Source organism: Microbacterium sp. NPDC055502 (assembly GCF_053643635.1).
In genome coordinates, this window is the sequence record NZ_JBSHKJ010000003.1 from 176947 (window position 1) to 197471 (window position 20525).

21 protein-coding genes and 1 tRNA gene are annotated in these 20525 nt (G+C 72.1%); 12 read left to right on the forward strand and 10 right to left on the reverse strand.

The genetic code is table 11. The features are described 5' to 3' along the window. Position 1: 1 nt before the first annotated feature. On the reverse strand, positions 2-1990 hold the full coding sequence (gene ligD / locus ACWH95_RS17150; RefSeq protein ID WP_454121065.1) for a non-homologous end-joining DNA ligase: 1989 nt from the start codon (positions 1988-1990) through the stop codon (positions 2-4). A 57-nt stretch (positions 1991-2047) separates the two neighbouring features. On the opposite strand from ligD, the gene ku reads away from it, so the two are divergent. Next, positions 2048-2857, forward strand: coding sequence for a non-homologous end joining protein Ku (gene ku, locus ACWH95_RS17155; protein ID WP_136030633.1), 810 nt, complete (start codon positions 2048-2050; stop codon positions 2855-2857). 23 nt (positions 2858-2880) lie between these two features. On the opposite strand, the gene ACWH95_RS17160 is transcribed toward ku, so the two are convergent. The 5 genes from ACWH95_RS17160 to ACWH95_RS17180 form a co-directional block, all read right to left on the reverse strand. Further along, positions 2881-3645: a DedA family protein gene (locus ACWH95_RS17160; RefSeq protein ID WP_136030635.1), complete on the reverse strand. Its 765-nt coding sequence runs from the start codon at positions 3643-3645 to the stop codon at positions 2881-2883. A 78-nt stretch (positions 3646-3723) separates the two neighbouring features. After that, positions 3724-3805: transfer RNA gene (locus ACWH95_RS17165), tRNA-Leu, on the reverse strand. 66 nt (positions 3806-3871) lie between these two features. Further along, positions 3872-4453 (reverse strand): hypothetical protein, encoded by a 582-nt coding sequence (locus tag ACWH95_RS17170; RefSeq protein WP_136035702.1) that lies wholly within the window; start codon positions 4451-4453, stop codon positions 3872-3874. Continuing rightward, entirely contained in the window at positions 4450-5298 is an 849-nt protein-coding gene (locus tag ACWH95_RS17175) for an endonuclease/exonuclease/phosphatase family protein (protein WP_136035704.1), read from the reverse strand. The genes ACWH95_RS17170 and ACWH95_RS17175 overlap by 4 nt, the downstream gene beginning before the upstream one ends. Continuing rightward, positions 5295-6095, reverse strand: a complete 801-nt coding sequence (locus ACWH95_RS17180; RefSeq protein WP_454121066.1) for a glycosyltransferase family A protein — start codon at positions 6093-6095, stop codon at positions 5295-5297. Before ACWH95_RS17180 ends, ACWH95_RS17175 begins: the two co-directional genes overlap by 4 nt. Before the next feature lie 141 nt (positions 6096-6236). Between ACWH95_RS17180 and ACWH95_RS17185 the strand changes: the two genes are divergently transcribed. The 7 genes from ACWH95_RS17185 to ACWH95_RS17215 all read left to right on the forward strand — a co-directional run bounded on the left by ACWH95_RS17185 (position 6237) and on the right by ACWH95_RS17215 (position 10713). Beyond that, on the forward strand, positions 6237-7424 hold the full coding sequence (locus tag ACWH95_RS17185; RefSeq protein WP_454121067.1) for a CpaF family protein: 1188 nt from the start codon (positions 6237-6239) through the stop codon (positions 7422-7424). Beyond that, positions 7421-8278, forward strand: a complete 858-nt coding sequence (locus ACWH95_RS17190) for a type II secretion system F family protein (RefSeq protein WP_206253168.1) — start codon at positions 7421-7423, stop codon at positions 8276-8278. Before ACWH95_RS17185 ends, ACWH95_RS17190 begins: the two co-directional genes overlap by 4 nt. Continuing rightward, on the forward strand, positions 8275-9213 hold the full coding sequence (locus tag ACWH95_RS17195) for a type II secretion system F family protein (RefSeq protein ID WP_454121068.1): 939 nt from the start codon (positions 8275-8277) through the stop codon (positions 9211-9213). Before ACWH95_RS17190 ends, ACWH95_RS17195 begins: the two co-directional genes overlap by 4 nt. A 65-nt stretch (positions 9214-9278) precedes the next feature. Then, positions 9279-9458: a hypothetical protein gene (locus ACWH95_RS17200; protein WP_136030645.1), complete on the forward strand. Its 180-nt coding sequence runs from the start codon at positions 9279-9281 to the stop codon at positions 9456-9458. A 1-nt stretch (position 9459) separates the two neighbouring features. After that, positions 9460-9861: a TadE/TadG family type IV pilus assembly protein gene (locus ACWH95_RS17205; protein WP_454121069.1), complete on the forward strand. Its 402-nt coding sequence runs from the start codon at positions 9460-9462 to the stop codon at positions 9859-9861. Further along, positions 9851-10285: a TadE family protein gene (locus ACWH95_RS17210; protein ID WP_454121070.1), complete on the forward strand. Its 435-nt coding sequence runs from the start codon at positions 9851-9853 to the stop codon at positions 10283-10285. The genes ACWH95_RS17205 and ACWH95_RS17210 overlap by 11 nt, the downstream gene beginning before the upstream one ends. Further along, on the forward strand, positions 10282-10713 hold the full coding sequence (locus ACWH95_RS17215) for a hypothetical protein (RefSeq protein ID WP_136035714.1): 432 nt from the start codon (positions 10282-10284) through the stop codon (positions 10711-10713). Before ACWH95_RS17210 ends, ACWH95_RS17215 begins: the two co-directional genes overlap by 4 nt. Before the next feature lie 12 nt (positions 10714-10725). Here ACWH95_RS17215 and ACWH95_RS17220 read toward each other — a convergent pair whose 3' ends face one another. Next, a complete protein-coding gene (locus tag ACWH95_RS17220) occupies positions 10726-11955 on the reverse strand; it encodes an MFS transporter (RefSeq protein ID WP_241115755.1) in 1230 nt (409 codons plus the stop codon). A 122-nt stretch (positions 11956-12077) separates the two neighbouring features. On the opposite strand from ACWH95_RS17220, the gene prfB reads away from it, so the two are divergent. After that, a complete protein-coding gene (prfB, locus tag ACWH95_RS17225; RefSeq protein WP_136030651.1) occupies positions 12078-13190 on the forward strand; it encodes a peptide chain release factor 2 in 1113 nt (370 codons plus the stop codon). A 47-nt stretch (positions 13191-13237) separates the two neighbouring features. Here the strand turns inward: prfB and ACWH95_RS17230 are convergent, their stop codons facing one another. Together ACWH95_RS17230 and ACWH95_RS17235 are read right to left on the reverse strand one after the other, a co-directional pair. Continuing rightward, entirely contained in the window at positions 13238-14353 is a 1116-nt protein-coding gene (locus tag ACWH95_RS17230; RefSeq protein ID WP_454121071.1) for a DUF2510 domain-containing protein, read from the reverse strand. Positions 14354-14384: 31 nt separating this feature from the next. After that, complete coding sequence (locus ACWH95_RS17235; protein WP_454121072.1) at positions 14385-15797, reverse strand: DUF2510 domain-containing protein; 1413 nt, start codon at positions 15795-15797, stop codon at positions 14385-14387. Between the two features lie 163 nt (positions 15798-15960). Here ACWH95_RS17235 and ftsE point away from each other — a divergent pair, with 163 nt between their 5' ends. The 3 genes from ftsE to smpB all read left to right on the forward strand — a co-directional run bounded on the left by ftsE (position 15961) and on the right by smpB (position 18499). Then, complete coding sequence (gene ftsE, locus ACWH95_RS17240; protein WP_454121073.1) at positions 15961-17049, forward strand: cell division ATP-binding protein FtsE; 1089 nt, start codon at positions 15961-15963, stop codon at positions 17047-17049. Continuing rightward, complete coding sequence (ftsX, locus tag ACWH95_RS17245) at positions 17046-17960, forward strand: permease-like cell division protein FtsX (protein ID WP_136034313.1); 915 nt, start codon at positions 17046-17048, stop codon at positions 17958-17960. Before ftsE ends, ftsX begins: the two co-directional genes overlap by 4 nt. Before the next feature lie 62 nt (positions 17961-18022). Next, a complete protein-coding gene (gene smpB / locus ACWH95_RS17250) occupies positions 18023-18499 on the forward strand; it encodes an SsrA-binding protein SmpB (RefSeq protein ID WP_136034311.1) in 477 nt (158 codons plus the stop codon). A 9-nt stretch (positions 18500-18508) separates the two neighbouring features. On the opposite strand, the gene ACWH95_RS17255 is transcribed toward smpB, so the two are convergent. Then, complete coding sequence (locus tag ACWH95_RS17255; RefSeq protein WP_454121074.1) at positions 18509-20377, reverse strand: S9 family peptidase; 1869 nt, start codon at positions 20375-20377, stop codon at positions 18509-18511. Between the last annotated feature and the right edge of the window lie 148 nt (positions 20378-20525).

Below are 20525 nucleotides of genomic sequence, written 5' to 3' on the forward strand. Positions count from 1 at the left end.
CTCACTCCTCGACGGTGATCTCGTCGGGGGTCTTGTCCGGCCGGAGGCCCCGCCACCGCGCGTGACGCAGGATGCCGTCCGGTGTCCAGTTGCCGAACTCGACCTCGCCCACGAGCTGCGGTCGCACCCACAGCGCGTCCGAGGCGTCGGGCCTCGGCACGCCGTCGAGCGGCGGAGCGGACACCCGCAGCGGCTCGAGGCGCGCCATCAGCTCGCGGAGCATCCGGTCGCTGAACCCCGTGCCGACCCGTCCCACGTAGCGCAGTTCTCCCTCGTCGGGCACGGCCAGCAGCAGGGACCCGAGCGTGCCGTCGCGTTCGCCCTTGCCCGGACGGATGCCCACGATCACGGCCTCCTGCATGCGCGTGTTCTTCAGCTTGAGCCAGGACGGTGAGCGGACGCCGGGGCGGTAGCGGGACGCGGGGTCCTTGACCACGACGCCCTCGAGACCGAACTCGTCGCTCGCGCCGAGGGCCGCGTCCACGTCGTCGAACACCGGCGGCACCTGGACCGGCGCCTCGAGGTCGGCGACCAGGTCTTCCAGCAGCGTGCGGCGTTCGCGCAGCGGCATGCCCGTGAGGTCGTGCCCGTCGAGCCGGAGCAGGTCGAACAGCATGTAGACGACGGGCGTGCGCACCACCTCGCGCTCGATCTCGCGCGGGCGGGTCAGGTGCATCCGGTTCTGCAACAGGGAGAAGCTCGGCCGTGCGTGGGCGTCGAACGCGACGATCTCCCCGTCGACGATCGCCTCGTCGACCGGGAGGAACGGCGCCCCGTCGGCCGTGAGCTCGGGGTATCGCGCGGTGATGTCGGTGCCGCGCCGGGCGTGGAGCAGCATGCGACCGTCGCGCCAGGTGCCGATCGCCCGGATCCCGTCCCACTTCACCTCGACCCACGACGGGGAGCTGAGGCCCCGAGCGAGCGCCGGCGTGCCGGTCTCGGCGAGCATCGGGTCGAGCGAGGGCAGTGTGGTGCCCGCGGTGGGCGCGGCGGCGGTGGCCAGCGGGCGCCGCTTGCGGGCGGGGGACTCGGCCGGCCGGGATGTGGCGGCGACCGCGGACTCGCGCGCGGGAGGCGCCGCGACCGGAGCGGCGGTGTGGGGGGACGGGTGGAGCGATGCGAGCGGATCGATGCCCGAGGCGGCCCGTGCCAGCACCTCGTCGAGTTCGAGGTGCGCGAGCCCCGGATCGTCGAGCTCGTCCCACGTGCGCGGCGCCGCGACCCACGGCCGCTCGCGCCCCCGCAGCGAGTACGGGGAGATCGTGGTCTTCTTGGCGTTGTTCTGGCTCCAGTCGAGGAACACGCGCCCGCCACGGACGGCCTTCGACATCACGCTGGTGGCGAGGTCGGGGTGCTCGTTCTCGATGATGCGGGCGAGCTCCTTCACGACCGCGGAGACCTCGGTGCTGGTCTGTTCCCCTGGCAGGGCGGCGTAGAGGTGGATGCCCTTGCTGCCGCTGGTCACCGGGAGCGGATCGAGGCCCATGCCCCGCAGGAGCACCCGGGCCAGGCGGGCGACCTCGGCGCACTCGGGCAGCCCGACGCCCGGACCGGGATCGAGGTCGAGCACCAGGCGGTCGGGGCGTCCGGGCAGACCGTCCGCCGTGAACCGCCACTGCGGCACGTGCAGCTCGATCGCGGCCACCTGGGCGAGCCACACCAGCGTCGGCACGTCGTCGACCAGCGGATACTCCTTCGGTCCGTCGGAGTGCTGGATGGCCTGGCGGGCGATCCACTCCGGGGCGCCGGGTTCGAGCTGCTTCGTGAAGAACGCGTCGGCCGGGGCCTCTGCGGTCCCCACCCCCTCCACCCAGCGCTTCCGGGTGACGGGGCGACCGTGCAGGAGCGGCAGCAGCTGCGGCGCGATCGCGGTGTAGTAGGCGATGATCTCGCCCTTGGTGGTGCCGGTGGCGGGGTACACGATCTTGTCGAGGTTCGTGACGCGCAGCCGTCGGCCGTCGATCTGCACGACCTGCGCCTCTCCCACCATGGGCCCAGCGTAGTCAAGGGCTGGTCGTGACAGGTGGGGCTGGTGTCTACTGGTGGGATGAGGACCATCTGGAAGGGCGCGCTGACGTTCGGGCTCGTGAACGTCCCGGTCAAGGTGTACTCGGCGACGGAGGACCACGACGTGCCGCTGCATCAGGTGCACGACAAGGACGGCGGGCGCATCCGCTATCAGCGCACGTGCGAGGTGTGCGGCGAGACCGTCGCGTACTCCGACATCGACCGCGCCTACGTGGAGGACGGACAGACGGTCGTGCTCACCAAGGACGACCTCGCGGCCCTCCCGGCGGAGAAGAGCCGGGAGATCGACGTGGTCGAGTTCGTGCCGTCCGACCAGGTCGACCCGCTCACGCTCGACAAGCCCTACTACCTCGAGCCGGATTCGAAGTCGCCCAAGGCGTACGTGCTGCTGCGCAAGACGCTCGAGCAGACCGACCGCACGGCGATCGTGCGCTTCACCCTGCGGCAGAAGACGCGACTCGCGGCGCTGCGCGTGCGGGGCAAGGTGCTGGTGCTGCAGACGCTGCTCTGGTCGGACGAGGTGCGCGAGGCGGAGTTCCCCTCGCTCGACGAGGACGTGCGGATCTCGAAGAAGGAGCTCGAGCTGTCGTCCTCCCTGGTCGACAGCTACTCCGCCGACTTCGACCCGGAGGAGTTCGTCGACGAGTACCAGAAGGAGCTCCGGACCCTGATCGACGCGAAGATCGACGCGGGGGAGACCTTCGATGTCGCGGAGACCTTCGGAGACACCGAGAAGGCGGCGGACGGCGGCGAGGTGATCGACCTCATGGAGGCCCTGCGGGCGAGCGTGGCGCGGTCGAAGGAGAAGCGCGCGAAGAGCGCCGGCTGACGTGCCGGACCCGGTGGACCGGGTCAGTGCTTGCCGTCGCCGTCCAGGTCGGGCGCGCGGTCGAACACCTCGGGATCGAGGGCGAGCTCCTCGGCCTCGCGGTGGTCGGTCACCACATCCTCGCCCGCCGCCGCGGCCTTCTTCGCCTTGTGACGCTCCGTGAGGTAGTGCCACAGCGTGACCGCGGCCGTGCCACCGACGGCGATCAGGAGGATCACGTCGATGTAGTCGACGACGAGGTCGCGCACCCAGGGGATGTACGCGATCAGGTAGCCGACCATCGTGAGTCCGAAGCCCCACAGCATCGCGCCGATGAGGTTGTAGAGGGTGTAGCGCCGCCACGGCATGTGGCCCACGCCGGCCGCGACCGGGGCGAAGGTGCGCACGATGGGGACGAAGCGGGCGAGGATCACGGTGATGCCGCCGAACCGCTCGAAGAAGGCGTTGGTGCGCTCGACGTTCTTCCTGCTGAAGAGGCCGGACTCCTTGCGTTCGAAGATGGCCGGACCGCCCTTGTGGCCGATGTAGTAGCCGACCTCGCCGCCGATGAACGCCGACAGCGCGATGAGGAGCGTGACGACCCAGATGTTCACGCCGAAGACGTTGCTGGTGTGGGTGAGCAGCCCGGCGATGATCAGGAGCGTGTCACCGGGGAGCAGGAAGCCGACCAGGAGCCCGGTCTCGGCGAACACGATGAAGCACACGACGAGCAGTGCCCAGGGCCCTGCCGCGGCGATGATCGTCTGCGGATCCAGCCAGGGGATGAGGGCGGTCGGTGCGTGCAGCATGCTTTCGAGCACGGAAGGAGTCCCGTCGGTCGTGAATTGTCGGCGGTAGTGCGATGAGGGATGCCACAGCACCCGTCGTGCGGAAGGTGGGACTTGAACCCACACGCCGTGAGGCACAGGAACCTAAATCCTGCGTGTCTGCCAATTCCACCACTCCCGCGCGGTGGGTTCAGTCTACTGACCCGGGCCGAGCTCCACTCTGGGGATCGGCCCGCAGTTTCCCGTCTCAGCGGCGCGGATCGCGCTCGAGTCCGACCACCGCGACGACGGCTCCCGCGACCAGGGCGCCGAGCCCGCCCATCGCCATGTCCCCGATCGTGTCCTCGTAGGTGACGAAGATCTCCGTCGTGATGAACGTGCGGCCCGCCCACTCGACCATCTCCCACAGCGCGCTGGCCGCGAGTCCGATGAGCGGGCAGACGACGAGCGGGAGACGCGGGCGGAACGCGGGGGAGCCCTGGGGAGGGACGATGCCGAGGCGCGCGAGCACCACGTAGCCGGTGGCGGCGATCACACCCGTGCAGAGGAAGTGCACCACGAGGTCCCAGCCCGGCAGCGAGCGGTACAGGTCGAACACGTTGCTCACGGCCGCGATCAGCACGATCGCTCCGACCGCGAGGTCGGCTCCCCCGCGCAAGCCGAGCGCACGGGGCAGCATGAGCGCCGGGAGCGCGAACGCCAGCACGCCCGCGTCGGTGGGGGTCGACCAGATCGCCGCGATGATCACGCTCAGCACGCCGATCGCCCGCACGCCGTCGGCCGCGTACTCGGCGACGGTGCGGGGCGGGCGGAGGAAGTCGTCTTTCATGCGCCCTCCCCGAGGGGACCCGGTGCCGGCGGAGCGAGGTCGACCAGGGCCTGAACCGGAAGGTGGTCCGACGGCCAGCCGCCGCCGTGCTGCCGCGGATCGATCCCCGCCCGGACCACGTGCACCTCCGCGGACGCGATGATCGCATCGATGCGTCGGCCGACCCGGGGCGTCCGGTAGTGCGCGAACGTGCCCCACGCCGGCGTCGCCCTGCTGTCTGCCACACGCCAGGTGTCGCGCAGCGCCCCGCCCGCGGTGAGTGCCCGCCACGGCGCCGAGCCCTCGGCCGCGTTGAGGTCTCCGGTGACGACGACCGGAGTCCCCGCCGCGACCGCCGCGGCATGCACCTCTGCGGCCTGCCGCCTCCGCGCCCACGGCGAGAACGCGTCCAGGTGCGTGTTGAGGAGCGTGAACTCGACCCCGCAGCGCCGGTCGCGGAACCGCGCGCCCACGACGACCCGCGGCAGGACGCTCGTCCACGCGATCGAGCCCGGCACCTCGGGACGGTCGGACAGCGCGCGCTGCCATCCGTCGAGCAGCTCGAGCCGCTCCCTGTCGTAGAACACCGGGCATCCCTCGCCGCGGGGACCGGGACGCCGACCGTGGCCGATCGAGCCGTATGCGGGGCCGAGGGCCGCCCGGATCGCACGCGCCTGCGTGGGCAGGGCCTCCTGCACCGCGAGCACATGCGGCCGCTCGGCGCGCAGCATCGCGGCGACGTGGTCCCGGCGGGTGGCCCAGCGGTCGGCCGCCCGCACCGCCAGCACACCGAGGTCGCGGCGCACGTTGACGCTCATGATCAGCAGCTCGGTGTCGCGCGGACGGCCGAGGAGCGGCGCGCTCACGACCGCCACCTCGCCGGAGCGGGGACGCCGAGCCGATGCAGCGTACGGCGCAGGGCCAGCCGCGTCCACCGCACGGGCGGGAAGTCCTCCGGCCAGTGGATCAGCACCGTGCGGACGCCGCGGTGCACGCGGCGGGCGAACGAACGGCCGCTGTGGAAGGGACGCATCGAGATGCCCATCCCCGCCTCGCGCGCCCAGCGGATGCGGTGGCGTTCGCCGAGGTGGAACGCGAGGTCGAGGTCGTCGTGCACCTCGGGGTCGTCGCGGTGCACCCGCTCGCGCACGTCGCGCCACGCCCAGCGCCGGAGCGCGAGGTTCGAGCCGAACAGCGGTGCATGTCCGAGGGCGCTGCCGCACACCAGGGCGTAGGCGAGCAGATACGCGGTCGCGAGCGGGCGGCGCAGCAGTCGCGGTCCGTCGAGGAAGAGCGCGCCCCCGGTCCACGCCGCGACCCCGGGGTCGCGCACGCAGGCCGCGAGCATGACCTCGACCCACTGCCGGTCCGGGATGCAGTCGGCATCGAGACGCAGGAGCACGTCTCCCGACGCGGCGTCGTAGCCGGCTGCGCTCGCCGCGGCCGTGCCGGGTGTCGCGCAGTGGATGAGCCGCACGCCGTGAGCGGACGCGACCGCGCCGGACGCGTCGGTGGAGGCGTTGTCGACCACCAGGATCTCGTCCGGGGCGCGCGTCTGCGCGGCGAGCGCCGTGAGGCAGCGGTGCAGTTCGGCGGCGTCGTCCTTGACCGGGATCACCACCGTGACGGTGGGGTCGGGGGTGGCTGGTGTGGCGCGCTGCACGTCGTCTCCTCGCGGCTCGTCGGCCCAGCGTAGGCGGCGGGTGGGACCTGCCGCGACACGGTTGACAGCGCCCGGGGCTGGTCGATAGGGCGGTGTGGATAACTCCGGAGGGGCCGCGGCGATCCTTGTCAGGATGCTCGGGTGATCCATCCCTCCACGGCCATCGCCGAACACGTCCGTCGTCGCCTGCGTGCCGAGGGCGTCGACCCGGCCGACGACCCGGAGCGTGCGAGATCCATCGCGCGCTCGGAGGTGCGGCGCTACGACGATCTCGCGCTGGCGCGCGGGGCGGAGCCCGTGGACGACGAGACCGCGTGCATCAGGGAGGTGCTCGCCGCGGTCGGCGGCTTCGGGGTCCTGCAGCCGCTCCTCGATGCGCCGGACATCGAGGAGATCTGGGTCAACGGCGACGGGGGTGTGCACGTGGCCCGCGGCGGCACATCCGAGCGCACCGGCCTGCGCCTCGACGAGACCGTCGTGCGCGACCTCGTGGAGCGCATGCTGCACTCCTCGGGACGCCGCGTCGACATCGGCCAGCCGTTCGTCGACGCGTCGCTGCCCGACGGCTCTCGGCTGCACGTCGCGATCGCCGACGTGGTGCGCGGCGCGTGGAGCGTGAACATCCGCAAATTCCTCACCGGGCACCGCACGCTGGACGAGCTCGTCGCGCAGGGCTCGCTGCCGCCCGCGACGGCGGCGGAGCTGGCGACCGCCATGCGCGAGGGGGCGACCGTGATCGTGTCCGGGGCGACGCACGCGGGCAAGACGACGATCCTCGGGGCGCTTCTCGCGGCGTGCGCGTCGTCTCAGCGCATCGTCACGGTGGAGGAGACCTTCGAGCTCGCGGTCGGCGGGCCCGACGTGGTGGCGTTGCAAGGACGGCAGCCCAGTCTGGAGGGCACGGGGGAGATCACCCTGCGACGGCTGGTGAAGGAGGCGCTGCGCATGCGCCCGGATCGGCTCGTGGTCGGCGAGGTGCGCGACGCCGAGGCTCTCGACCTCGTCCTGGCGCTCAACACCGGCGTGCCGGGGGCGTGCACGGTGCACGCCAACAGCGCGGTCGAGGCGATCGAGAAGCTCTGCCTGCTGCCCCTGCTCGCCGGACGGAACATCGACCGAGGTTTCATCGCTCCCGCCCTGGCATCCGCGATCGACCTCGTGGTGCACTGCGAGCGGGATCGGGAAGGACGACGCCGCGTCCGCGAGATCCTCGCCCCGTCCGGCGAGGTCCGCGACGGTCGCGTGCAGTGCCGGACGGTGTACGACGCGATGGCAGAGCAGCGGGGCACGGCGGCATCGTTCGCGGAGTTCGTCGGGGGAGCATCGTGAGCGTGCTGCTCGGGGCGATGCTGGCGGCCGGCCTGCTCCTGCTGCTTGCGCCCTGGCTGTGGCCGGTGGAGCGACGGGCACCCCGTGCGATTGCGCAGGGGCGCCTGACGCGGCTCGGGGAGGAGGCCGGCTTCCCCTCGCTTCCCGCATCCGTGCTGATCGCCGCGATCGCCGCGGCGGCCCTCATCGCCGGGTCGATCGTCTGGCTGCTGACCGGGGTCGCGGTGCTGGCATCGCTGGCAATCCTCGCGGGAGGCGTCGCCCCCGTCGCCTTCCTGCGAGGCCGAAGGCGGCGACTGCGGCGACTGCGCCGACAGCTCTGGCCCGACGTATGCGATCTGCTGATCGCGTCGATCAGGGTCGGGCTGTCGCTCCCGGACGCGGTGGCGTCGCTCGGTGAGTCCGCGCCCCCGGCGCTCCGACCCGCCTTCCGCGCCTTCGCTCGCGACCTGGAGGGCAGCGGGCGGTTCGAGTCGAGCCTCGACCGGCTGAAGGATGCGCTGGCCGACCCGATCGGCGATCGCATCGTCGAGACGCTGCGGATGGCGCGACAGGTGGGCGGCACCGAGCTGATCGGGGTGCTGCGGGCCTTGTCCGCGTCGGTCAGGGCGGATGCGGCGCTGCGCGGCGAGGTCGAAGCGCGGCAGTCGTGGATCCGCGGGGCGGCGGTGCTGGGGGCGGTCGCGCCCTGGGTCATCCTGACGCTGCTGGTGCTGCGTCCGGAGGGAGCGAAGGCCTACGGCACCCCCGAGGGCGTGGTGGTGATCTGCGTCGGGGCCGTCGTGTCGGTCGCAGCCTTCCGCATCATGGTCCGCATCGGGCGCCTGCCCGAGCCGCGGCGGTGGTTCGGATGACCGGGATCACGGCGCTCGCGGCCGCGGTCCTGCTGGGCGGCGGGTTCGCGGCCGGGGTCCTCCTTCTCCTCTCCCGGCTGCCCCGGTGGCGGGCGGCGCCGCTGATGTCTCGCATCGCCCCCTACGTGCGCGACGTGGTGGACGATGAGCGGCTGCCGGCGGCGGCGCTTCCCGGCGTCGGACGGCTACCCGCGCACCGGAGCTCTCCGGGCGAGCGGGTGCGCGATGTCCTCGAGCGGCTGGTGGGCGACGGCGACGTGCTGCGCAAGCGCCTGGCACAGGCGGGATCCGCGCTGAGTCCTGTCGCGTTCCGGGGCAGACAGCTCGCCTGGACCCTGGCGGGTATCGTGACCGGCGCTCTCGCCGTGATCGTGCTCGTGCTCGCCGGTCGCTGGTCCGTGCCGGTCGGCGTGATCCCGCTGATCGCCGGCACGACGGCCGCGATCGCCTACGACATGCAGCTCTCCGCCCGCGTCCGGGCTCGGCGCACGCGGCTCGCCGACGAACTGCCGACGACCCTCGAGTTCCTGGCGCTGTGCCTCTCGGCCGGCGAGAGCTTCCTCGACGCGGTGCGGCGCGTGGCCGGGGTGGGGTCGGGTGAGCTGACCGGGGAACTGCGCCGCGTCGTGCTGGAGGTGGGGACCGGGTCGACGCTCGCGGAGGGGCTGGGCGATATGGCCGCACGGCTTGAGCTGCCCGGACTCTCGCGCGCGGTGGACCAGATCGTCGCCGCACTGGAGCACGGAGCACCGCTGGCCGCCGTGTTGCACGCCCAGGCCGGGGACGCGCGGGAGGAGGCCAAGCGCACCCTCATCGAGCAGGCCGGGCGCAAGGAGATCCTGATGCTCCTGCCGCTGGTCTTCCTGATCCTGCCGCTGTCGGTGGTGTTCGCGATCTATCCCGGGCTGTTCATCCTGCGGCTCGGCCTCGGCTGACGTGCCCGGTGCCCGCCTGTGGATAACCGCGGACGCGGGTGGGCGCTCCCGGGCAGACTGACGGCATGATCACACGCCTGCGTTCTCCGCTCCGTGCCCTGGCCGACGACGAGAGGGGAGACGTCCCCGGCTGGGTGCTCGTGACGCTCATGACGGCGGGGTTGGTCGTGGTGATCTGGGCGGTCGCGGGGCCCGCGCTGACCTCGCTGTTCGAGCAGGCGATCCAGCGGGTGTCGGGTCTCTGACGTGCCCCTCCGTGCGGCCGTGATCGACGACCGCGGGTCGAACCCGGTGGAGTTCGTCCTGGTCGGCACGCTCCTCACCGCCCTCACCCTCGCGGTGCTGCAGTTGGCGCTCGCGGTCTACGTGCGCAATGTGGTGCACGACGCGGCGGTGGAGGGCGCCTACTACGCCGCCCTCGCAGACGTCTCGCTCGGCGAGGGGAAGCAGCGCACGCAGGACGTGATCACCCGCGCGATCGGCCCCGCCTACGCGGAGGACGTCGCCGTCGGGACATCGCGCCTCGCCGGCCGGGAGTCGGTCGACGTGCGGGTGAGGACCAGCCTGCCGGTGTTCGGCCTGATCGGCGTGCCGTATGGGCTGCAGGTCGAGGCTCACGCACCGGCGGAGTCGTTCGATGCGGGATGATCGCGGCTCGAGCTCCCTGGAGTTCATCGCCGCCGGGGTTCTGATGCTCGTGCCGCTGCTGTATCTGGTGATCGTGCTCGGCTCCGTTCAGGAGCAGACGCTGGGGGTCGAGGCCGCCGCCCGGCACGCGGCGCGCGTGATCGCGACCGCTCCCGACGCGAGGACGGCCGCCTCCCAGGGCGATGCGGTGCTGTCGAGCATCGCATCGCAGTACGGCATCGACGACGACGACGTGCAACTGGCCGTGACGTGTCTGCCACAGGGCGTTCCGTGCCCCTCCGCCGGTGCGACCGTCACGGTCTCGGTCGCCACCAGCGCCCGCCTGCCGTTCGTGCCCGCGGTCCTGGGCCTGGACAGAGCCGTGTCGGTGCCGATCGAGGCCGTGTCGGCGCAGAAGGTGTCGCGTCAGTGGGGTGCCGAGTGAAGGCGGGGGACGCCGCCCGGGGCACGGACGCGGAGGAGGGGAGCGTGCTGCTGCTCGTGCTCGGCTACGTGCTGCTCGCGCTCGCCGTGATCTTCGTGTGCGCCTGCGCGACCGACCTGTACATCGCCCAGAAGCGCCTGGACGCCCTCGCCGATGCGGCCGCGCTCGCCGGAACCGACGGCTTCGTCCTCACGGTGCAGGGGGAGACGCCGCGCGCGGAACTCACGGACGAGGCGGTGGCGGCGCAGGCCCGGCCGCTCGTCGAAGGTGCGGGCGGGGAGGAGGTGCTGGTGTCGGCGACCTCCCCGGACGGGGCTTCGGCCCGCGTGACCGTTCGCACGGCGTGGCATCCACCGCTCGTGTCGCCGTTCGTGCCGGAGGGTCTTACGCTGCAGGCGACCGCGACGAGCCGCACCGCCCTGCGGTGACCAGCCGGGGCCTCACGCCTCGGCGGGCGGATCCGGGCGGGGGACGAAGCGGGGGATCCACCGCAGGAACCCGGCAGCGCCGAGCAGTCCGATCACGCCGATGGCGCCCGCGGCGACGGAGAGCGTCGACACCGCGGTGATGGCGGAGACGAGGAGCGGGGCGACGGCGCCGCCGGCATCGGTCAGCGTGCGCCAGGACCCGAGGAAGGCGGCGGGCTCGCGCTCCGGGGCGACGTCGGCGCCGAGCGTGAGCAGGATGCCGCTGGAGAGCCCGTTGCCCACGCCCAGGACGGCGGCGAACATCCCGAACCACAGCACCGCGGCATCCCCGTCGTGGGTGAAGGCCAGGGCGAGGAACCCGACACCCATGAGCAGCATCGCCGGCATGGCCGCCCACAGCCGCCCGAACCGGTCCATCACCTGCCCGCTCGCGTAGAAGAGGGCGAAGTCGATCGCGCCCGAGACCCCGACGACCAGCGCGATCGTCGACGCGTCGAGCCCCAGCGACAGGCCCCACAGCGGCAGGACCACCTGCCGGGCGGAGCGGACGGCGGACAGAGACGCGGCGGCGAGACCGAGCCGTGACAGCAGTCGTCGCTGCCGCCACATGGTCTGGAAGATGCCCGCGCGCTCGATCGTCGGGATCGAGCCGCTCACGGCCTCTCCGCTGTCCTCCACGAAACGCTCGGTCGAACGCACCGGCGGGATCGTGGCCTCCGGGTCCGGCCCGAACAGCACGAGCAGCACCATCACCACGAGGCAGACGGCGAAGAACCAGATCGCCGCGGACTCGCTGCCGAACAGCTGCAGAAGCCCCGCGGCGACGAACGGGCCGATGAAGATGCCCAGACGGAAGCTGCCGCCCAACAGGGACAGTGAGCGCGCACGGAACGGCAGGGGTACGCGCGTGGTCATGAACGCGTGCCGCGCCAGCCCGAACGCGGCCGCGCACAGCCCGAGCACGAACACGGAGGCCGCGAGCACGCCGAGCGACGGCGCGAACAGCATGCCCGCTCCGGACAGCAGCGCCGCCGTTCCGGCGATCACCATCGTGTATCGCTCGCCGATGCGGCCCACGGCCCAGCCGGCCGGGAGGTTCCCGCAGAGCTGTCCCACCACGAGCGCCGACGCGACCAGCGCCGCCGTCGCCACGTCTGCGCCCATCGACGCGGCGATCACCGGGATCAGGGGGATGACGGCCCCCTCGCCGAGAGCGAAGAGGACGGTGGGCAGATACACCATCGGTCCGAACTGACGAAGGACCGTGGATGCGCTGCTCACCCTGCTCACGCTACTCCCGCGCGGGAGCAGCACCCGACGACGGCGTCCCCGCGGGCGCGGGCGGCACGTTAGGCTGAGGTGTCATGCTCGAACTAGATCTCTCCGCCGAAATCCAGGCGCTCAGGCACACCTTCGGCGACATCAGCGAGGTCGTCGATGTCAACCGTCTGCGCGAGGACATCGCGCGACTCAGCGAGGAGGCCGGTGCGCCCGACCTCTGGGACGACACCGAGAACGCGCAGAAGGTGACGAGTGCGCTGAGCCACCGTCAGTCCGAGCTCGCGCGCATCACCGGCATCGCCCAGCGCCTCGACGACCTCGAGGTGCTCGTCGACCTGGCCAACGAGATGGGCGACGAGGACTCCGCCATCGAGGCGCGCAACGAGCTCGGCACCCTGACCGACCTCATCAACCAGCTCGAGGTGCAGACGCTCCTCGACGGCGAGTACGACGAGCGCAGCGCGATCGTCACGATCCGCTCCGGGGCGGGTGGCGACGACGCCACCGACTTCGCGGAGATGCTCATGCGCATGTACCTGCGGTGGGCTGAGCGGCACAAGTACCCCGTCAAGGTGATGGACACCTCGTACGCCGAGGGTGCGGGCATCAAGTCGGCGACCTTCGAGATCGATGCCCCCTACGCGTTCGGCACGATCTCCGTCGAGGCCGGCACGCACCGCCTCGCGCGCATCAGCCCCTTCGGCTCGGCCGACAAGCGGCAGACGTCGTTCGCCGCCGTCGAGGTGATCCCGCTGATGGAGGAGGCCACCGAGGTCGACATCCCGGAGAACGACATCCGCGTCGACGTGTTCCGCTCCTCGGGCCCGGGTGGGCAGTCGGTCAACACGACCGACTCCGCCGTGCGCATCACGCACCTCCCGACCGGCATCGTCGTGTCGATGCAGAACGAGAAGTCGCAGATCCAGAACCGGGCAGCCGCCATGCGCGTGCTGCAGAACCGCCTGCTGCTGCTGCAGAAGGAGCAGGAAGCGGCGAAGAAGAAGGAGCTGGCGGGCAACATCACCGCGAGCTGGGGCGACCAGATGCGCTCCTACTTCCTCTACGGCCAGCAGCTGGTGAAGGACCTCCGCACGGGGCAGGAGTCGGGTAACCCCGCCGCGGTGTTCGACGGCGACCTCGACGACTTCATCTCCGCCGGCATCCGCTGGCGCAAGCGCCGCGACGACGACGACTGACGCACGAAGGCCCCGGATCGCTCCGGGGCCTTCGTCGTGTGCGGCGGTCAGCGAGCGGCGCCGCGCAGCGTGCCGGTCACATCGTCGTAGCTGTAGGCGATGCACTGGATCGCGCGGTCGCCCGCACGGGTCCATGACGCCTTCGTGGGCTGGTAGCTGTAGAAGTCCAGCTCCGACTGCTCGTACGGGACGCCGACGAATCCCTCGAACTGCGCCAGGCAGCCGTCCCACGCCTCGTCGAGCAGTGCGCTCTCGCCGGGGAAGGTCTGGTCGTCGACCTCATAGATGAAGTACACCTCGTCGGTGTGCGGCTGATCGCACGGCACGACCGGGAGCTCGAAGATCGTGTCCTCGCCGGTGTAGTCCACGTAGGGGAGGCAATCGCCCACCTCGAGGTCTTCGAACGCGACCATCTCGGCGCCGTCGATCGTCGACGGGTCGACGGGCGAACCGGACTCCGTCGCCGGCGCGCTCGGCGACGGCACCGGGTCTCCGGACGCCTCGACCGACGTGAGCCCGACCGCGATCAGGGCGACCGCGCCAGCGAGGGTCGAGCCGAGCACGGCCACGGCGAGCCCGGCGATGCCCGGCCACTTCGTTCCCCGCAGGAACAGCGAGACGAGCGACACGACGAAGCCGGCAGCCACGACGACCCATCCGATCGGCGCCGTGAGGGGCACGCACGCGAGCACGACCCCGACCAGCGCGACCGCGAGCCCGACCAGGCCGGGGACCGACGGACGCCGCGCGGTCGTGCTCGATGCGGCGGTCGGTGCGCCCGGGGAGCCGGGGCCCGGTGGCACGGCCGCTCCGTTGCCCGGGGCCGCGGTGGCTCCGGACCCCGGGGCTGCGGCGTACGGGGGCGCCGCGTACGGGGAGGACGGGGTGAACGGCGAGGACGGCGGCACGAACGGCTCGAAGGCCGCCTGGACCGGGGTGGCTGCGAGCGGCACCGCGGGCGTCGGCATCGCGGGCGTCGGCACCGCGGGTGCGGGCTCGGTCCCCGCGGTGGAGGCGGGAGGCTGCGGTACGCCCGACGACGCCGGGATCTCGGGCGCAGAGGGGTTCGGGTCGATGCTGCGGACGTGCGCGGTCCACTGCTGGCCGTCCCACCACCGCAGGCTGCCGGAGCCGTCGTCGTACCAGCCCTCGGGTGTCGTCATGAGCGGTGCCTCTGTCTTCTTCGGGCGACGCTCAGCGCGCGGTGGCTTCCACGGTCACGCGGGCGACCTCCTGGAACAGCTCGTCGCTGACGATCACGACGTACGATCCGCTCTGGGCGACATCGAACGACACGGTGCCCTGCGTGGTCTCACCCGCCGGGAGTTCACTCGATTCGAGCGTGGCATCGCCGAAGATGTCGTACTCGCCCTCGGCACCCTCCGCGGTCTCGACCGAGAAGTAGAGCGGGTTCACATAGGTCGTGCCCTCGAGCGTCTCCCACGTGAGGTCGATCACCAGGTAGCCGCCGTTGGTCGCCTCGAAGTCCGAGCCGTTGGTGGTGCCCCAGGTGGCGGACGTGATCGTCAGCTCCGCGCTGCCGGACATCTGCGTCACGGTGATCGGATCGCCGAGGCTGCCCTCGACGACCGTGCCGGAGCCGGTGCCGTCGTCCGTTCCGGAATCCGTGCCGGAGTCGCTCGTCCCCGTGTCCGAGCCGTCGTCGGGCAGCGAGTCGGAGCGGTCGACCTGGCTGGCGACGGCACCGAGGAAGAACACGAAGCTCATGATCGCGGCGATGATCGCGCCGAGCACCGAGACGCCCAGGCCCGTGATGCCCGGCCACTTCTTGCCCTTCAGGAACAGGGAGATGAGCGACACGATGAAGCCCGCGCCGAGGAACAGCCACGAGAAGACGACCGTGAACGGCGTGAAGGCGAGGAGCAGGCCGAGGGCGGCGAGACCGAGGCCGACGAGGCCCAGCACGGAGATCTTCGCCGGCGCCGGGGCTGCCGCGGCGTAAGCCGGAGCGCCGGGGTAGCCGCCGCCCTGAGCGGGATACGTCTGCGCGGTGGGGTAGGCCGCCTGTCCGGGGTAGCCGCCCTGGCCCGCAGGCTGCGCGGCGGGGGAGTACTGCCCGGGGTAGCCGCCCTGCGGAGAGGCGGCCAGTCCGGCGGGAGGCTGCGCTCCGGTCGGAGGCGGCGTGACCGTCCCGGACGCCGTGGCTCCGGGCGCAGACCAGTCGGCCACCGGCGCGGCACCGGGAAGCTCGTGGGCGCCCGAGGCCGGCGCGGCCCAGTCGCTCGCGGGCTCGGGTGCGACCACGGCCTCTGGCGCGGTGGCGGCGGGAGTGGTGGCGTCAGGTGCGGTGGCGTCGGCGGCGGCGGCGGTGGCGTCGGGCGTGGTGGCCTCGGGTGCGGTGGCCTCCGGTGCGGTGGCGTCGGGTGCGGTGGCGTCGGCGGCGGTCGCGTCGGGGGCCGTGGCCTCGGGCTGCGCGTCGGGCACCGCCGCGGCGGGCGCACCCGGCGTCGTCTCGGACTCGGATGCCGGGGACTCCTGGGCGGGCACAGCGGGCGTCTCGGGCGCGAAGTGCTCGGTCCACTGCTGGCCGTCCCACCACCGCAGCCGACCGGAGCCGTCGTCGTACCAGCCAGCAGGTGTCGTCATGGAAGTCCCCTCCGTGTGCGCGCTCGCGTGGGTGACGCGAATCGACTCTCCATGTATAGCAGTGGGCAGCGACGCCGACACCGTTTGCACAGGTCGACGGCCTGAGGCCGCGCGGGGTGTCGCAGCGGGTCAGCGCAGAGCCCGCGCTTAGGCTCGAATCGCCATGATTCGGTTCGAGAACGTCACGAAGCGCTACCGCGGGACGTCGAAGCCCGCCCTGTCCGGAGTCGACTTCGAAGTGCAACGCGGGGAGTTCGTCTTCCTCGTCGGCGCTTCGGGATCGGGCAAGTCGTCCTGCCTGCGGCTCATCCTGCGGGAGGACGTGCCCACCAGTGGTCGCGTCGCCGTCCTCGGCCGCGATCTCCGCTCCCTCGCGAACCGGAAGGTGCCCTACTTCCGTCGCCACATCGGCTCCGTGTTCCAGGACTTCCGCCTGCTGCCGTCCAAGACCGTGCACCAGAACGTCGCGTTCACGCTGCAGGTCACCGGCTCCTCGCGCGGTTTCATCCAGCAGGCCGTGCCCGAGGCCCTGGCACTGGTCGGGCTCGAGGGCAAGGAGAAGCGCATGCCGCACGAGCTCTCCGGCGGTGAGCAGCAGCGCGTCGCGATCGCCCGTGCCCTCGTGAACCGTCCGCAGGTGCTGCTGGCCGACGAGCCCACCGGAAACCTCGACCCCGCGACCTCCGTCGACATCATGCAGCTGCTCGCCCGCATCAACGCCGGTGGCACGACCGTGCTCATGGCCACGCACGAGGCGGGGTTCGTCGACCAGATGCGTCGCCGCGTGATCGAGCTGCGCGACGGCGAGATGGTGCGCGACGAGGTCCACGGCGGCTACGGCGACACCTCGAACATCCCGCGACTCGCGCCGGAGGAGGTGCGGGGAGCCGCCGCCGCGGCCGCCCTCACCGCGGTGCAGGAGGTGCAGCGGCAGACCGCCGACCTGTCGGTGGTGCGAGCCGCCCTGGCGGAGGAGCTCGACGCGCAGCGCCGCGCCGCCGCGGTCGCGACCCCGCAGCCGGAACGCGAGCCGCAGGTGGTCGAGCCGCCCGAGCCGCCGCGCCGCGGAGTGGTCGAACCGCCGGATGAGGCGGAGCGCGTCCCGGCCGAGGAGAAGGCTCCGGTCGAGCGTCCGGCCACTCCCCGCACGCACCCGATCGTGCTGCCGGAGGTCGACGTCGCCGAGCTCGGCGTGGCCGACCGTCTCGGCCTCTCCGACCAGGACGACGAGGAAGTGGGCCCGACCTCATGAGAATCGGCCTGATCCTGACCGAGGCCCTCGTGGGTCTCCGTCGCAACATCTCGATGGTCATCTCCGTCGTGCTGGTGACGTTCGTGTCGCTGACCTTCGTGGGCGCGGCGATCCTCATGCAGTCCCAGATCGGCGTGATGCGGGGCTATTGGGCCGAGCGTGCCCAGGTGGCGGTGTACATGTGCTCGGCGGTGTCGGAGTCGGACACCTGCGTCGACGGCGCCGCCAGCGAGGAGCAGGTCGCCGCGGTGCGCGCCCAGCTCGAGGGCGACGCGCTGGCGCCGCTGATCAGCTCCATGACGTTCGACACCAAAGAGGAGACGTACGCCAAGCTCGTCGAGCAGGTGGGCGAGGAGCAGGCGAGCGTGCTCACGCCCGACCAGGCGTTCGAGGTGTTCTTCGTCACGATGAAGGATCCGGGGCAGTCGCAGGTGCTCGCCGAGGCGTTCAGCGGACAGGCGGGCGTGGAGCAGGTGCAGGACCAGCTGCAGTACCTCGAGCCGCTGTTCTCCGCGCTCACCGTCGCGACCTACATCGCGGTCGGGATCGCCGTGCTGATGCTGATCGCCGCGACCCTCCTGATCGGGACGACCATCCGACTATCGGCCTACGCGCGACGCAAGGAGATCGGGATCATGCGCCTGGTGGGCGCGTCCAACCGGTTCATCCAGACGCCGTTCGTGCTGGAGGGCGTCTTCGCGGCCTTCCTCGGCTCGGCGCTCGCGTGCGCGGCGGTCGTCGCCGGGGTGCACTTCGGCGTCAACGGCTACCTGCGCGGGCGGGTCCCGTTCATCACGACCTGGGTCACCATGAACGACGCGTTCCTCGTGGTGCCCGTGCTGGTGGGGATCGGCGTCGTGCTGGCGGCGCTGTCGGCCGGCTTCGCGATCCGTCGCTGGCTGCGCACCTGATACCCTGAAAGGCTGCTCGGCCGGATCCTCGGTCGAGCTCGTCACGGCAACAGGAGAGCATCATGCCCAGGGAACGCGGGGAGAAGGTCGTCGCGACCAATCGTCGCGCGCGTCACGACTACACCATCGAGAAGTCGTACGAGGCGGGAATGGTGCTCACCGGCACCGAGGTCAAGTCACTCCGTCAGGGGCGCGCGAACCTCAGCGACGGATACGCGTTCGTCAAGGGGAACGAGGTGTTCCTCGACGCCGTGCACATCCCGGAGTACTCGCAGGGGCACTGGACCAACCACTCCGCCAAGCGCATCCGCAAGCTGCTGCTGCACCGTGAGGAGATCGCCAAGCTCTCCCACGCGGTCTCGGCCGGTGGTTACACCCTGATCCCGCTGAAGCTCTACTTCTCCGACGGCAGGGCCAAGGTCGAGATCGCTCTCGCGAAGGGAAAGCGCGAGTACGACAAGAGGCAGACGCTGCGCGAGCGGCAGGACACGCGCGAGGCCGAGCGGGCCATGCGCCTGCGCAACCGCGTCGGCGAGTAGCCCGCGCCGTCAGGGCGCCGGGGTGAAGCCGAACACGCGGCCGAGGAACGCGAGCTCGCGCTGCAGAGCGTCCACGATGTTCTCCGCGCTGCGGAAGCCGTGCCCCTCGGCCGGATACAGCGCGTACTCGTGCTCGATGCCGTTCGCGGCGAGGGCGTTGCGGATCGCCTCGGACTGCGACGGAGGCACCACGCGGTCCTCGCCGCCCTGGAGCAGCAGCACGGGCACGTCGATCCGGTCGGCGTGCGTGAGGGGTGAACGCTCGACGTACACGTGCTCGTCCTCCGGCAGCCGCCCGACCAGACCGTCGAGGTACGGCGCCTCGAAGTCGTGCGTCTCGGCGGCCAGCAGGCGCAGGTCCGCCACACCGTAGCGGCTGATGCCCGCCGCGAAGGTCCCGCCCCGCACCAGCGCCGACAGAACGGTCCAGCCGCCGGCCGAACCGCCGCGGATCGCGATGCGCGCGGGATCGGCGAGCCCCGCATCGGCCAGGCCCCGCGCGGCGGCGACCACGTCGTCCACGTCGACCACGCCCCACTGCCCGACGAGGCGGTCGCGGTAGGCGCGGCCGTAGCCGGTGGAGCCGCCGTAGTTCACGTCGAGCACGCCGATGCCGCGGCTCGTGAAGAACGCGACCTCGGACGACGCGGCCCCCGTCACATGCGCCGTCGGTCCTCCGTGGACGAACACGACGTACGGCGGAAGCTCGCCGGGAGCCGCGGTGTGCGCGGGGTTCGCGGGCGGGTAGGCGAACGCGTGCACCGAGCCGTGCGCGCCGTCCACCACGATCGGCTGCGCGCCGGGCATCCACTCCGGATCGGACGGGACCCCGCCCGCCACAGCCTCCACGCGGCCCGAGTCGAGGTCGACGCACCACACCCCGGGCGTGGTGCCCGAGCTGTTGCCGCTGAGCAGCACGCGGGAGCCGGACACGTCGTCCACGCTCACGTGCCCGTCGGCGGGGAGGTCCAGCGCGGTGCTCGTCGTGCCGTCCGCCGGGAGCACGTGCACCTCGTCGCGGCCGTTCGTGCGCGCGGCGACCACGCGTCCGTCCGCCAGCGGCTGGAACCACCGGTTGCCCAGCACCCACAGGCCGTAGCCGGTGTCGGCGTCGGTCCCGGTCAGGGCGATCGGCGCGGCTACGGGTGTCACGCCGTCGACGTGAAGGCGCTGCACCTGCCAGCGCCCGGACGCGTCGTCGGCGTACACGAGCGCGGTGTCGTCGAGCCACTCCGGCTGCAGGGCGGCGGACGACGCGATGCGCACGATCTCGCCGTCGGCGAGCGACGCGATCGCGAGCTGCGCCTCGTCCCACGGCATCGTCCGCTCGTGCCACTCGACCCAGGCCACCCGCGTGCCGTCGGGCGACAGCGCCGGGTGCGCGAAGAAGCCCGTGCCCTCCGCGATCACCCGGAGCGCGCCGTCGTCCTCGGCCGTGGATCCGTCCACCGGGATCTCGACGATGCCGCGCCGGTGCGGGTCCGGACGGAGGTCTTCGCGCACGGCCAGCAGTCGTCCGCTCTGCAGTCGGAGTCCGCCGTACGACGCACCGGCGGGCGTGAGCGGCTCGGGCTCGCCCCCGGGGACGAGGCGATGCACGCGCTGATCCGCGCCCGAGACGAAGAACAGCGCACCGTCGCCGGCCGTCCACGCCCCGCCGCCGTACTCGTGCACGCGCGACCGCGCACTCCACGGAGCCGGCAGGATCTCGGCGCCGGAGGAGCTGCGTACGGTCACGCGTCCGGCTTCGGCCGGCACGGACTCGCCCCACCAGATCTCCGACCCGGCGAACCGGGCGCCGTCGATGCGCGGTGCGGAGGTCGCGACAGACGCGGCGGTGAAGGGGGAGGGCCAGGAACCGAAGGGCAGCGACGACATGCCTCGAGCCTAGGCGGACCGACACACGGCGTCACACACGTGCGGGCCCGCGCGGGGCTGTTCTAGGTTGCTGGAAACGCCCGGTTCGTCCAGGGCGTGGAGCGACAGCCGAGCCCGGCACCCGCCCGCGAACGACACGCCTCCCGTG

What these genes read in the sequence shown, in the direction of transcription:
- ligD (WP_454121065.1), bottom strand. Translation starts at nt 1,990, where the DNA reads ATGGTGGGAGAGGCGCAGGTCGTGCAGATCGACGGCCGACGGCTGCGC.
- ku (WP_136030633.1), top strand. Translation starts at nt 2,048, where the DNA reads ATGAGGACCATCTGGAAGGGCGCGCTGACGTTCGGGCTCGTGAACGTC.
- ACWH95_RS17160 (WP_136030635.1), bottom strand. Translation starts at nt 3,645, where the DNA reads ATGCTGCACGCACCGACCGCCCTCATCCCCTGGCTGGATCCGCAGACG.
- ACWH95_RS17170 (WP_136035702.1), bottom strand. Translation starts at nt 4,453, where the DNA reads ATGAAAGACGACTTCCTCCGCCCGCCCCGCACCGTCGCCGAGTACGCG.
- ACWH95_RS17195 (WP_454121068.1), top strand. Translation starts at nt 8,275, where the DNA reads ATGACCGGGATCACGGCGCTCGCGGCCGCGGTCCTGCTGGGCGGCGGG.
- ACWH95_RS17200 (WP_136030645.1), top strand. Translation starts at nt 9,279, where the DNA reads ATGATCACACGCCTGCGTTCTCCGCTCCGTGCCCTGGCCGACGACGAG.
- ACWH95_RS17210 (WP_454121070.1), top strand. Translation starts at nt 9,851, where the DNA reads ATGCGGGATGATCGCGGCTCGAGCTCCCTGGAGTTCATCGCCGCCGGG.
- ACWH95_RS17220 (WP_241115755.1), bottom strand. Translation starts at nt 11,955, where the DNA reads ATGGTGTATCTGCCCACCGTCCTCTTCGCTCTCGGCGAGGGGGCCGTC.
- prfB (WP_136030651.1), top strand. Translation starts at nt 12,078, where the DNA reads ATGCTCGAACTAGATCTCTCCGCCGAAATCCAGGCGCTCAGGCACACC.
- ACWH95_RS17230 (WP_454121071.1), bottom strand. Translation starts at nt 14,353, where the DNA reads ATGACGACACCCGAGGGCTGGTACGACGACGGCTCCGGCAGCCTGCGG.
- ACWH95_RS17235 (WP_454121072.1), bottom strand. Translation starts at nt 15,797, where the DNA reads ATGACGACACCTGCTGGCTGGTACGACGACGGCTCCGGTCGGCTGCGG.
- ftsE (WP_454121073.1), top strand. Translation starts at nt 15,961, where the DNA reads ATGATTCGGTTCGAGAACGTCACGAAGCGCTACCGCGGGACGTCGAAG.
- ftsX (WP_136034313.1), top strand. Translation starts at nt 17,046, where the DNA reads ATGAGAATCGGCCTGATCCTGACCGAGGCCCTCGTGGGTCTCCGTCGC.
- smpB (WP_136034311.1), top strand. Translation starts at nt 18,023, where the DNA reads ATGCCCAGGGAACGCGGGGAGAAGGTCGTCGCGACCAATCGTCGCGCG.
- ACWH95_RS17255 (WP_454121074.1), bottom strand. Translation starts at nt 20,377, where the DNA reads ATGTCGTCGCTGCCCTTCGGTTCCTGGCCCTCCCCCTTCACCGCCGCG.